Origin of the sequence: Streptomyces sp. NPDC090108 (assembly GCF_044747185.1) — a bacterium.
Lineage (GTDB): Bacteria > Actinomycetota > Actinomycetes > Streptomycetales > Streptomycetaceae > Streptomyces.
Genome location: NZ_JBIVDQ010000001.1, coordinates 454,997 through 467,343 on the forward strand (window position 1 = coordinate 454,997; position 12,347 = coordinate 467,343).

Here is a 12,347-nt window from a genome sequence, read left to right on the forward strand (position 1 = left end):
CCTACACCCGGCTCCACACGTTCCGGTCCCGGGCCATCGCGTGCAGGGCCTCCACGTCCGCCGGTTTGAGGACGACGTCCAGCCGGGTCAGGCTCTCCAGGTCGGTGTCCCGCAGGACCCGGACGGCGCGCGGAGTCGCCGTGATCCGTACGGCGGCCGGTTCCGTCAGGGCCAGGACCGGATGGACCTCGGCCGTCAGCGCGTGGGAGGCGCGGTCGGCGTCGGCCCGCAGGCGCCGGAGCAGGGGTACGGCCTCCCGGCGGCCGACGGCGACCATGGGGTCGGAGACCACGACGCGGTGCTTGCGGGCGTGCAGGGCATGGACGGCGAAGAGGCCGGCCGGACCGATCAGCAGGTGGTGGATGCGGGCGCCGCCGGGGAGCGGGAGGGAGTGCAGGGTGTGCCAGCCGGCGCCCTCCAGCCGGTCCAGCGTCCCGCCGACGGCCCGCTCCGCTTCCAGGGCGCGCAGGCGCGGGTCGGGGCGGAGCCGGTGGGCGGGGGCCGCGTGCCGGTCGAGGTCGACGAGCAGGGCCTCGCCGGGGCGGTTGGGGGCGAGGTCGTCGTCGGGGCGCAGGGCCAGCCGGGCCAGTTCCGCCGGGGTGGGCACGGGGGGCGGGCCCACCGTCACCGGGCCGGTCAGGAACGGCTTCAGGGCCGCGAGGACCTCGTCCCTGCGGTCCTCGCCGAGCAGGCTGACCCGGCCGGTCCCACGGTCGTACCAGGCGATACCGCTGCCGTCCCGGCCGCAGACGTACAGCCGTTCACGGCCCAGCCGCCAGGTCGGCACCACGCGCAGTCCGCTCATGCGCCATCACCCCTCGACCATGGGAACAGCAGGGGTGCTCCGGGGGCAAGAACCCGGTTACCGTGGAGTCGGCCCCGGTGGGGGCGAGTGGGGGAGGCGCCGTTGCGGACCCGCGGAATCCAGCCCGAGGTACCGGTCCCGGACCGGCCGTGGAACGAGGTCGCGCCCGGACTCTGGATGGGCGGGCACGAGTTCAGGGGGCGTTCGGGGCGGCCGGAACCGGCTGTCGTGGGCGACGAGTTCGACGTGGTGCAGACGCTGCTGCGCCGGGCGGGGTACGGCCCCGGACCCGGTGTCGAACATCATGTGTGGCCGATACCGGACGGCCCGCTGGACGGGACGCAGCTCGCGGGGGTGATCCGGCTGGCGCGGGCGGCGGGCGAGGCGCTGGACGCCGGGCGCTCGGTCCTGGTCCGCTGCCATCACGGCTACAACCGCTCGGGGCTGGTGGTCGCCCACACGCTGGTCCGGCGGGGCCGTACGGCGCAGGAGGCGATCGAGCTGATCCGCAGCCGGCGTTCGCCGTGGGCCCTGCACAACCCGCTGTTCGTGGAGTACCTGCGTGCGGGGCTGCCCACCGCCCGGCTGCTGGAGGAACTGGGGGAGGCCGGAGGCGCGGGCGGGTAGGCGCTGCCGCCTGACTCCCGCCCGTCGAGAGAGGAAGTCTGCCCTGACTTACGCCCGTCCAGCGAAGAAGTCTGCTGCCCGACTCCCGCCCGGCCGGCGGGAAGGTGGGGATGATTTCACCGCGAAGGCGGATCTACCGGGTGTACCCGCTCTCTCCGGAATAAGGTGTACGGCGGTGCGTCAGCCCCCGAAACCCCAGGAGCAGCGTGTCAGCCCGCCGTCTCGCGCGTACCGCCGCCACCGCGGCCGTCGCCGCCCTGCTGGCGGCCACGGCGGTGGCCTGCGGGGACTCCGGCGGCCTCGCGGACGCGGGCGCGGCCCCGACCGCGATCAGCCCGGTGAAGCTGTGGCCGGACCTGCGGCCGGCGTCCAGCCCCGCCTTCCCCTACGACGTGGCGACGCGGGAGACCGTCCGGGGCGTCCGGGTGCCCGGCGACGACATCCGCGCGGTCGACCCGGTGGACGTCGTGGAGGCCGAGATCGCCGCGCATCCCGAGCTGTACGGGCCGACGGGGAGCTACCGCGCGACCCCCGGCCGGGTGAAGGAGTGCCGGCCGGGCGGTGACCGGGCGCGCTGTCCGCTGCTGAAGGCCTACTACCGGGACCTGACCGGGGACGGCCGGGACGATCTGACGCTCGGGTTCCGGCTCTACCCGACCAACCAGACGGCCGTACGCGTGTACACGGTCGAGGGCCACCGGCTGGTCCAGGTGATGTCCGACAACGACGCGATCATCGGGGTCGAGCTGGCCGGGCGGACGGTGATCGTGCGCTCTCCGGCGGGGATCACCGGGTACGAGTACCGCACCACCTGGGCCTGGGACCCCGGGCAGCGGGCGATGGTCTTCACCCGCGACGAGTTCCTGCGCACCGGCGGTGGCCGGCGCAGCCACACGCCCGCTCCGGCGCCGTCGGGTTCCGCCACCACGCCACCGTCCGCCGGACCTGCGCCCTCGTCCTCCGCACCCTCCGCTCCTTCCATGCCCGCGCCGCGCCCCTCCCCCACACCGCACGCCTCCACGCCGCACGCCTCCACGCCCTCCTCCCCCACGAGCCCGCGATGAGGCTCGCGGTGCCGCGGTGGGCGGGGACGCTCGCGGCGAAGGCGGCCGCGTTCATCGCGGTGATGTGCTGCGCACTGGCCGCGCTGCTGGGTGTCCTCGTCCATGTGTCGGTGACCGACCGGACGGTGGGACAGGCCCGGGCCGCGGCGCTGTCCCGGCTGGACGACGCCACGCACGCGTTCGAGGCGGGGGACGCGTTCCCGCCCGGCGCCGGCCTGGATCCGCCGGGCCTGCCGGCACCGCTGCGCGAGCTGGCGCGGGCCGGGCGGCGCGGCACGATGGTCGCCGCGCACGGGGACCGGCCGGCCATGTGGGCGGCGGGCCCGGCCGACGGGCGGCGGGCGCTCGCGGCGGAGGTCGACTACTCGCAGCAGTCCAGGACCATCGCCGGGCTCGACCGGTCGATCCTGTGGTCGTCGGCGCTGGCCATCGGGGTGACCGTGCTGGCGGCGGCGTTCGCGGTGACCCGGGTGACCCGGCGGCTGCACGGCACCGCCCAGGTGGCCCGGCGGATCACCGAGGGCGATCTGGACGCCCGGGTGAACGACCCCCGTACGAAGGATCCGGCGCGCTCGCGGGACGAGGTGGCGACGGTGGCCGCCGCGCTGGACTCCATGGCGGCCGGCCTCCAGGCCAAACTGCTGAGCGAGCAGCGGTTCACCGCGGACGTGGCGCACGAGCTGCGCACCCCGCTGACCGGGCTGCACGCCGCCGCCGAACTGCTGCCGCCGGGGCGGCCGACGGAGCTGGTCCGGGACCGGGTGGCGGCCCTGCGCACGCTCACCGAGGACCTGCTGGAGATCTCGCGTCTGGACACCGGCCGGGAACGGCCCGCCGTGTACAGCGAGGAACTGGGGGCGCTGGCCCGGCGGGTGGTGCGGGCCTCGGGGACGGACACCGGGGTGCGGGTCGTACGGGACGTACGTGTGGAGACCGACCGGCGGCGGCTGGAGCGGGTGCTGGGCAATCTCGTGGCCAACGCGCACCGGCACGGGCGGGGTCCGGTGACGCTGACCGTGGACGGGCCGGTGGTGACCGTGCGGGACCACGGGGACGGGTACCCGGCGTACCTGGTGGCGCACGGGCCGCAGCGCTTCCGCACCGAGGGCGGGGCCACGGGGCACGGGCTCGGGCTGACCATCGCCCTCGGGCAGGCGGAGGTGCTGGGCGCGCGGCTGACGTTCGGCAACGCGGAGGACGGCGGGGCGGTGGCCGTGCTGACCCTGCCGGAGGCCGACACGGGACGCACCGGCTGACCGGAGAGACGACGCCGGCCGGACCGCGTACGGAATCGGACCCGCCGACCCAAGAGACGACCCCGGCCGGACCGCGTACGGAATGGACCCGCCGACCCAAGAGACGACCCCGGCCGGACCGCGTACGGAATGGACCCGCCGACCGGAGACGGGCGCGGCCCGGACAGCCCCAGCCCCGCAACCCCCGGCCCCGAACCCTCGGCCCGCGACCTCCCCCCGAACCCCCGAACCCCGCACCCCCGCACCCCCGCAACCCCTAACCCCGGAACCCCGCACCCCCACACCCCCCGGCCCCCTCCCCTTTGGCCCACTGCGGCAGGCACCCCGCGGCCACCGCTCCTAATGTGGCGATTGGTCAGCTTCACCGCGTTCCGCAGCATTTCGGAGGTACCCCCATGTCCCTGCGCTCCGCCTTCCCCCGCGGCCTCACCCTGGCCGCCGCGACGGCCGCGCTGGTCACCGCCGCCCCCGCCGCCGACGCCGTCGCCGCGGCCGCCACGGTCGCCACGGCCCCCGTGACCGCACCTGCGGCCATGGCCGCGGACGGCGGGGACGGGACCGCCCAGGCCGCCGATGGACAGGCCGCCGACGGCCAGGGCGCCGGGCATCAGGGCAAGGGCGACCGGGATCCGCGGCGCTACCGGGGTGTCGTCACCGCCGAGAACGGCCTGTGGCTGCGCGACCGCCCCGACCGCGGCAGCCGCCGCGTGCGCTTCCTGGCGAAGGGGCAGACCGTCTCGATCTACTGCAAGTCCGGCAGCGAGACGGTGGACGGCAACTCCCTCTGGTACCTGCTCACGGACGGGACCTGGTCGTGGGGCGCGGCGCGTTACATCGACAACGTCGGGCCGGCGCCACGCTGGTGCTGACTTCGAGGCGGAAGAGGAACAAAGCGGCACCTTTGGGTAGGTTCCGGGCATGACCAACGCCGGAACCGCCGTGGCGGCGCCGCACACCCCCGCGCCCGCCAGGCGCCTGGCCCGGCGCCGCGGCGTCGAGTTCTCGCTGATCGTGCTGGCCGTCCTGCTGTCCGTGTACGGCTACTGCGCGGTGGGGCTGGCGAGGACCGGCGCCGTTCCGTCCGGGGCGGCCGGTTACGGCGCCGGCCTCGGGGTGCTCGCCCTGTGCGCCCATCTGGCGGTCCGCGTCCGGGCGCCGTACGCCGATCCGCTGCTGCTGCCCATCGCGGTGCTGCTCAACGGGCTGGGGCTGGTGCTCATCTACCGGCTGGACCTGGAGACGCCCGGACACCGCGAGGCCCCGGCCCAGCTGGTGTGGTCCACGCTCGGGGTCGGCCTGTTCATCGTCGTCGTCCTGCTGCTGCGCGACCACCGGGTGCTCCAGCGGTACGCGTACGTCTGCGTGGTCGCCGCCCTCGGGCTGCTTCTGCTGCCGAGCCTCTTCCCCGCGGTCAACGGGGCCAGGATCTGGATCCGGATCGGCGGGTTCTCCATCCAGCCGGGCGAGTTCGCGAAGGTGCTGCTCGCGGTGTTCTTCGCCGCCTACCTGGCCGCCAACCGCAACGCGCTCGCGTACACCGGCCGGCGGCTGTGGCGGCTGCAGTTCCCGACCGGGCGGGTGCTCGGCCCGATCGTGACGATCTGGCTGCTGAGCGTCGGGGTGCTGGTCCTGGAGCGCGATCTGGGCACCTCGCTGCTGTTCTTCGGCCTGTTCGTGATCCTGCTGTACGTCGCCACGGGCCGCACCGGCTGGCTCGCGGTCGGTCTGCTGCTGGCGGTGCTCGGGGCGTTCGCGGTCGGGCGGCTGGAACCGCATGTGAACGGGCGGATCGAGGACTGGCTGCATCCCTTCGCCACCATCGAGGCGGGCCTCGGCCCGAACCAGCTGTCCCAGTCGCTGTTCGCCTTCGCGGCGGGCGGTGTGCTGGGCGCGGGGCTCGGCCTCGGCCATTCCATCCTGATCGGCTTCGCGGCCAAGTCGGACTTCATCCTGGCGACGGCCGGGGAGGAACTGGGGCTCGCGGGCCTGGCGGCGATCTTCCTGCTGTACGCGCTGCTCGTGGAGCGGGGCTACCGGGCGGGACTGGCGCTGCGCGAGCCGTTCGGGCGGCTGCTCACCGTGGGGCTCGCCTCGATCGTGGCGCTCCAGGTGTTCGTGATCGCGGGCGGCGTCACCGGGCTGATCCCGCTGACCGGCATGGCGATGCCCTTCCTCGCCCAGGGCGGCTCCTCGGTCGTGACCAACTGGGCGATCGTGGCCCTGCTGATCCGGGTGAGCGACTCGGCCCGCAGCCAGTACGACGGCCGGGAGGCACCGTGACCGGATACGGCGGCGCCCGGCCCATGGGCAAGTACATCCGGCACGCGTCCGGCTTCTGCGCCCTGCTGCTCGTGGCGCTGCTGGTCAACGCGGCCCGGGTCCAGGTCGTCCAGGCCGGGGCCTACGACGGCAACCCGGCCAACCGCCGTTCCACGATCGTCCGTTACCAGCAGCCGCGCGGCGACATCCTGGTCGGCGGCTCGCCGGTGACCGGGTCCAAGGACACCCGCGAACAGCTGCGGTACGAACGCACCTATCTCGACGGCCCCTTGTACGCCCCGGTCACCGGATTCGCCTCGCAGAAGTACGGCACCACGTTCCTGGAGCACGCGGAGGACGGGGTGCTGTCCGGCACCGATCCGCTGCTGGCGCCGTTCCCGCTGTGGAACGACGTGTCCCGCTCGGTGAGCCCGGCCGGGAACGTGCTGACCACCCTGGACCGGGCGGCGCAGCAGGCGGCGTACCGGGGGCTGGCCGGGCGCAAGGGGGCGGTGGCCGCGATCGAGCCGTCCACGGGGCGGATCCTCGCCCTGGTGTCGACCCCGTCGTACGACCCCGCGGAGCTGTCCGGCAACAGCGAGGCCGCGACGGCGGCGTGGGCGCGGCTGAACAACGACCCGGACAAGCCGATGCTCAACCGGGCGGTGCGGCAGACGTATCCGCCGGGGTCGACGTTCAAGGTGGTCACCGCGGCGGCGGCGCTGGACGCGGACGTGGTGACGGATCTGGACGCGCGCACCGACTCCCCCGACCCGTACCGGCTGCCCGGCGCGACCACGCGGCTGACCAACGAGGGCGACGGCTGCCGGAACGCCTCGCTGCGGGTGGCGTTCGAGTGGTCCTGCAACACGGTGTTCGCGAAGCTGGGCGTGGACGTCGGGGTGCGGGACATGAAGGACACCGCGGAGGCGTTCGGCTTCAACGACACCCGGACGCGGGTGCCGTTCTCCGCCGCCACCAGCACCTTCGACACGAGGGTGGACAAGGCGCAGCTGGCGCTGTCCTCCATCGGGCAGTACAACACGCGGGCCACACCGCTGCAGATGGCGATGGTCGCCGCGGCCGTCGCCGACGACGGGCAGCTGCACACGCCGTACCTGGTGGAGCGGACCGTCAGACAGGGCGGCGAGACGGTGGCGGGCAGCGGTCCGCACCCGGTGCTCCAGGTCATGCGCCCGTCGACGGCCGTCAGGCTGAAGGAGCTGATGACGGGCGTGGTCACGGAGGGCACCGGCACGAACGCCGCCATCCGCGGCGCCACGGTCGGCGGCAAGACCGGTACCGCGCAGCACGGCATCGGCAACTCCGGTGTGCCGTACGCCTGGTTCGTCTCCTGGGCGCAGGGTGACGGCGACATGGAGCCCAAGGTGGCGGTGGCCGTGGTCGTCGAGGACGCCTCGGCGGACCGCGGCGAGATCAGCGGCGGCGGGGACGCGGCACCGATCGCCCGGGACGTCATGCGGGCCGTGCTCGGGAGATGAGGGGGCTCGCGCTCGCGGGGTGAGCCGGGGTCGCGTCCGCCCGGTACGGCGGGGGTGACCTGGAGGAGCGGGCGGGGCGGGAGTGCCTGGAGGGGCGGGCGGGGCGAGGGGGTTCACCCGTGGACGCCCGGAGACGCCGGGGGGCTCCTGGGGATGTCGGGTCGACAAGTGCCGCGCGAGGGATTGACGCGCTTGCTGACGGGCAGTCTCATAAGAGGCCGACGACACACCACCGGGTGACGAGGTGAGAGCCATGGCGACCGTGACGGACGAGGACGCGGTGGAGGGGCTGCGCGACGCGCTCGGCCTCCTCAAGGACCGCGAGCAGGTGGCCCAGCGGCTGCTCGCCTCCTCCGCCAGGCACTCCTTCGACCCCGACACGGAACTGGACTGGGACGCGCCCTTCGAGGACGGCAAGTGGTTCTGGCCGCCGGAGCTGGTGTCCCTGTACGGCACCCCGATGTGGCGGCGGATGAGCGAGGAGCAGCGGATCCTGCTGTCCCGGCACGAGGCGGCCGCGCTGGCCTCGCTCGGCATCTGGTTCGAGATCATCCTGATGCAGCTGCTGGCCCGGCACATCTACGACCAGGCGGCGACGAGCGCGCACGTGCGGTACGCGCTCACCGAGATCGAGGACGAGTGCCGGCACTCGAAGATGTTCGCCCGGCTCATCGAGCACGGCGGCACCCCCTGGTACCCCGTCAGCCGGGCCCACCACCACCTCGGCCGCCTCTTCAAGACCGTCTCCACCACGCCGGGCTCCTTCACCGCCACGCTGCTCGGCGAGGAGGTGCTGGACTGGATGCAGCGGCTGACCTTCCCGGACGAGCGGGTGCAGCCGCTGATCCGCGGGGTCACGCGCATCCACGTGGTGGAGGAGGCCCGGCACGTGCGCTACGCCCGCGAGGAGCTGCGCCGCCAGATGACGACCGCGCCGAGGTGGTCCCGCGAGTTCACCCGGGTCAGCTCCGGCGAGTTCGCCCGCGTGTTCTCCGTCGCCTTCGTGAACCCGGACGTGTACACCCACGCCGGGCTCGACCGGCGGGAGGCGGTGGCACAGGTGCGGGCGAGCGGGCACCGGCAGGAGGTCATGCGCACCGGCGCGAAGCGGCTGACCGACTTCCTGGACGAGATCGGGGTGCTGCGGGGGGCCGGGCGGCGGCTGTGGAGGTCGTCGGGGCTGCTCGCGTAGGCGGTGCCGGCGGGGGCGGCGCCGGGAGCGATTACGCTGCGCAGCATGACCCCCCAGGCCGCCACGCCCGCCTACCGCCGCCTCAGTGTCGAGGAGCGGCGCCGCCAGCTGCTCGACTCCGCGCTGTCGCTGTTCGCGCACCGGGCGCCCGAGGACGTGTCCCTGGACGACGTGGCGGAGGCGGCCGGAGTCTCGCGCCCCCTGGTCTACCGGTACTTCCCGGGCGGCAAGCAGCAGCTGTACGAGGCGGCGCTGCGGTCGGCGGCCGACGCGCTCCAGGACTGTTTCGACGAGGCGCACGAAGGGCCGCTGCCGTCCCGGCTGTCCCGGGCCCTGGACCGGTATCTGGCCTTCGTGGACGGGCACGACGCCGGGTTCAGCGCCCTGCTGCAGGGCGGCAGCGTGGTGGAGACGTCGCGGACCACCGCCATCGTGGACGAGGTGCGCCGGACCGCCGCCGAGAGCATCTTCGGCCATCTCCGGGTCGGCGATCCGGGGCCGCGGCTGCGGATGACCGTGCGGATGTGGATCGCCTCGGTGGAGGCCGCCTCCCTGATGTGGCTCGACGAGGACAAGCGGCCGCCGGCCGGCGAGCTGCGCGACTGGCTGGTGGAGCAGTTCACGGCGGCCCTCGCGGTCACCGCGGGCCGCGACCCGCAGACGGCGGCCGTCCTCGGCGCGCTCGCCGGGGATGACCGAGACTGAGACGGTGAAGAGTCAGGACACCCCCTTCGAAGGCGGCCCCATGGACGGGCGGACGCTGCCCGTGCTGCTCGGCGCGACCGGCCACCCCCCGAAGACGTACCGCATCCCGGTCCCGGACGCGGCCGGCGGGCCGCCCACCGTGCTCGTGTACCGCCGCGAGCCGCGCGGGCACAGCAAGCGGCTGGGGCGGGTCACGGGGTGGAAGTACCGCTACGACGCCGAGGGCGGACGGGGCGGCGGGATCCGGTGGCCGTGGTCGAAGCCGGCGGGCACCGGCGGCCCGCAGACGGCGGGCGGACCCGACGCGGCCGGTAGCGGCGACCGGCCCGGCGGACCGGACGCGGCCGGTGAAGCGGACGGCCCGAGCACCCCGCCCGGGAAGTGATCCGGACAACACGCCGTCCGGCAAGCCGGAAGACGCGTACGGGTGACAAGATTGCGCCGAACCGCGCACGCACCGCGCGCGCTCGGCGTGCGCGCGTCTGATGCTCACGGTACGGAGGCGGACGGAGGGTCCGGCCGCCCCGCACCGGAGGTGATGACGTGTCAGGAGTACTCCCGCGCCTGGCCTGTACGGCGGCGGTGGCGGTCCAGGCCGTGCTCGCGCCCGTGCCCGCGGCCGCCGCACCGGAACCGCGGCGCTCCGTCGCCCAGCTGCTGACCGACCTCCAGCAGCTGTACCGGCGGACCGAGCAGGCCGCCGAGACGTACAACGCCACCGCCGAGAAGCTGGCGCGGCAGCGGGCCGAGGTGACCCGGCTGGACGGCGAACTGGCGCGTGCCCGGATCGCGTTGCGCGGCAGCCGGAGCGAGGCCGGGCGGCTGGCCCGGCAGCAGTACCAGAGCAGCAGCGACTTCTCCCCCTACGTGCGGCTGCTGCTCGCCCGTGACCCGCAGCACGCGCTGGACGAGGGGCACGTCATCGGGCGGCTGGCCGGCGAGCGCGCGCGGACGGTGGACCGGCTGGCGGCCACGGAGACGAACAAGGACGCGCTGGCCCGGTCCGCCCGGCGGGCCCTGGACACCGCGCTGACGCTCGGCGAGAAGCAGAAGAAGCAGCAGGACGACGTCCGGGGCCGGCTGGCCGACGTCGAACGCCTCCTGGCCTCGCTCACCCCCCAGCAGCTGGCCGGGGTGGCCAGGCTGGAGAGCGCGGGCACCGCGGACGCGCAGCGCAGGCTCACGGAATCCGGCACGCTGGGCGACGCCCGGACGCCCTCGGCCGAGGGGACCCGGGCGGTCAGCTACGCCATGAGCCAGGTCGGCAAGCCGTACGCGTGGGGGGCGCAGGGCCCCGCGTCCTACGACTGCTCGGGGCTGACCTCGCAGGCCTGGGACCACGCCGGGACACCGATCCCGCGCACCAGCCAGGAGCAGTGGGCGCGGCTGCGGAAGGTCCCGCTGGGCGAACTGCGCCCCGGTGACCTGGTCGTCTACTTCCCCGAGGCCACCCATGTGGCGATGTACGTGGGGGCGGGCAAGGTCGTCCAGGCCCCGCGGCCGGGCGAGGCCATCAAGGTCTCGCCGATGGCGGCCAACCCGATCCTGGGCGCGGTCCGGCCCGACGCCGGTCGGGGTGCGGGACTCTGAGGGCGTCGGGCGGGACCCGCGCACGGGCTGCCGCCGGGTCCGGCCGGACCGGCCGGACCGTACGGGCGCTTCGGTGCGTCCGGTCAGGCTCCGGCGACCGAGGCCAGGTAGGCGCCGGTCTTCTCGGGCTCGTAGAAGAAGTTCTCGAAGTCCGAGGGATCGTTGAAGCCGTTGGCGAAACGGTCCGCCACCGGCTGGAGCTGGCCGGCCGCGCCGATGAGGTTGAGGATGTGCTCCGGCGGGGGCGCGAGCATGGCGTTCGTCCACTTGGTGACGTGCTGGGCGGTGGTGTCCCAGAAGCGGTCGAACGTGCCCCGCATCCACTCCTCGTCGAACGGCTTGTCCTGCCGCTCCAGGATCGAGGCGAGGTAGGAGGCCGCGCACTTGGACGCGGTGTTGGAGCCCTGGCCGGTGATCGGGTCGTTGGCGACGACCACGTCGGCCACGCCCATGACCAGGCCGCCGCCGGGCAGCCGGCCGATGGGGTTGCGCACGGTCGGCGCGTAGCGGCCGGAGAGGGTGGCGCCGGCGTCGGTCAGCTCGACGTCCGTGGCACGGTCGTACTCCCACGGCGTGAACTTCTTCATGAGGTCCAGCGTGAGGGCGAGGTGCTCGGACGGGTCCTTGACGCCGTTGAAGACGTCGAGCGGACCGCCGGGGACGCCCTCCCAGAAGAGGATGTCGGCGCGGCCGGAGGTGGTGAAGGTCGGCATGATGAACAGCTCGCCGACACCGGGCACCAGGTTGCAGCGGACGGCGTCGAACTCCGGGTGCTCCGGGCGCGGGGCCAGACCGTGCACGTAGGCGACCGCGAGGGCGCGCTGCGGCTCGGCGTACGGGGAGCGCTCGGGGTCGCGGGCGAACATCGACACCAGCTCGCCCTTGCCGGCCGCGACCAGGACGAGGTCGTAGGTGCGGGAGAAGTAGTCGAGGTCGGAGACGGCGGCGCCGTGGATGACCAGCTGGCCGCCGCGCTGGGCGAAGGTCTCCATCCAGCCGGCCATCTTCACCCGCTGGTCGACGGACTGGGCGTACCCGTCGAGCTTGCCGACCCAGTCGATGACCCGCTGGGACGGGCCCGGGTCGAAGGAGCCGGGGGCGGCGACCGAGACGCCGAGGCCCTCGATCTTCGGCGCCTGGGACTCCCAGAAGTTCAGCTGGAGGTCGCGCTCGTGGCCGAGCGAGGTGTCGAACATGCACTGCGTCGACATGACCCGGCCGGAGCGGATCTCGTCGGCGGTCCGGTTCGACATCAGGGTGACCTCGTAGCCGTGCGACTGCAGGCCGAGGGCGAGCTGGAGGCCGGACTGGCCGGCTCCGACGACGAGTATCTTCCGCATGCGGGTG

At 74.3% G+C, this 12,347-nt stretch carries 12 protein-coding genes; 10 read left to right on the top strand and 2 right to left on the bottom strand.

Annotated features, from left to right (window positions below; translation table 11 throughout):
• Position 1: 1 nt before the first annotated feature.
• Positions 2–805, bottom strand: a complete 804-nt coding sequence (locus ACIPRD_RS01930) for a nuclease-related domain-containing protein (RefSeq protein ID WP_356405454.1) — start codon at positions 803–805, stop codon at positions 2–4.
• Between the two features lie 102 nt (positions 806–907).
• On the opposite strand from ACIPRD_RS01930, the gene ACIPRD_RS01935 reads away from it, so the two are divergent.
• The 10 genes from ACIPRD_RS01935 to ACIPRD_RS01980 all read left to right on the top strand — a co-directional run bounded on the left by ACIPRD_RS01935 (position 908) and on the right by ACIPRD_RS01980 (position 11,000).
• Entirely contained in the window at positions 908–1,432 is a 525-nt protein-coding gene (locus tag ACIPRD_RS01935; protein WP_356405456.1) for a dual specificity protein phosphatase family protein, read from the top strand.
• 206 nt (positions 1,433–1,638) lie between these two features.
• Positions 1,639–2,496 (top strand): hypothetical protein, encoded by an 858-nt coding sequence (locus tag ACIPRD_RS01940; protein ID WP_401559111.1) that lies wholly within the window; start codon positions 1,639–1,641, stop codon positions 2,494–2,496.
• Complete coding sequence (locus ACIPRD_RS01945; RefSeq protein WP_401559114.1) at positions 2,493–3,752, top strand: ATP-binding protein; 1,260 nt, start codon at positions 2,493–2,495, stop codon at positions 3,750–3,752. Before ACIPRD_RS01940 ends, ACIPRD_RS01945 begins: the two co-directional genes overlap by 4 nt.
• 395 nt (positions 3,753–4,147) lie before the next feature.
• Positions 4,148–4,621 carry an SH3 domain-containing protein gene (locus tag ACIPRD_RS01950; RefSeq protein ID WP_401559116.1) on the top strand — a complete coding sequence of 158 codons (474 nt, stop codon included), beginning with the start codon at positions 4,148–4,150 and terminating at the stop codon, positions 4,619–4,621.
• Between the two features lie 49 nt (positions 4,622–4,670).
• Complete coding sequence (locus tag ACIPRD_RS01955; RefSeq protein WP_356405464.1) at positions 4,671–6,032, top strand: FtsW/RodA/SpoVE family cell cycle protein; 1,362 nt, start codon at positions 4,671–4,673, stop codon at positions 6,030–6,032.
• A 23-nt stretch (positions 6,033–6,055) separates the two neighbouring features.
• Entirely contained in the window at positions 6,056–7,513 is a 1,458-nt protein-coding gene (locus ACIPRD_RS01960; RefSeq protein WP_401560007.1) for a penicillin-binding transpeptidase domain-containing protein, read from the top strand.
• Positions 7,514–7,766: 253 nt separating this feature from the next.
• Positions 7,767–8,705, top strand: coding sequence for a diiron oxygenase (locus ACIPRD_RS01965; protein ID WP_401559119.1), 939 nt, complete (start codon positions 7,767–7,769; stop codon positions 8,703–8,705).
• 45 nt (positions 8,706–8,750) lie between these two features.
• Positions 8,751–9,410 carry a TetR/AcrR family transcriptional regulator gene (locus ACIPRD_RS01970; RefSeq protein WP_401559122.1) on the top strand — a complete coding sequence of 220 codons (660 nt, stop codon included), beginning with the start codon at positions 8,751–8,753 and terminating at the stop codon, positions 9,408–9,410.
• Between the two features lie 4 nt (positions 9,411–9,414).
• Positions 9,415–9,795: a hypothetical protein gene (locus ACIPRD_RS01975; RefSeq protein ID WP_401559125.1), complete on the top strand. Its 381-nt coding sequence runs from the start codon at positions 9,415–9,417 to the stop codon at positions 9,793–9,795.
• A 158-nt stretch (positions 9,796–9,953) separates the two neighbouring features.
• Positions 9,954–11,000: an NlpC/P60 family protein gene (locus tag ACIPRD_RS01980; RefSeq protein ID WP_401559128.1), complete on the top strand. Its 1,047-nt coding sequence runs from the start codon at positions 9,954–9,956 to the stop codon at positions 10,998–11,000.
• 83 nt (positions 11,001–11,083) lie between these two features.
• On the opposite strand, the gene ACIPRD_RS01985 is transcribed toward ACIPRD_RS01980, so the two are convergent.
• Positions 11,084–12,340 carry a styrene monooxygenase/indole monooxygenase family protein gene (locus tag ACIPRD_RS01985; RefSeq protein ID WP_401559131.1) on the bottom strand — a complete coding sequence of 419 codons (1,257 nt, stop codon included), beginning with the start codon at positions 12,338–12,340 and terminating at the stop codon, positions 11,084–11,086.
• Between the last annotated feature and the right edge of the window lie 7 nt (positions 12,341–12,347).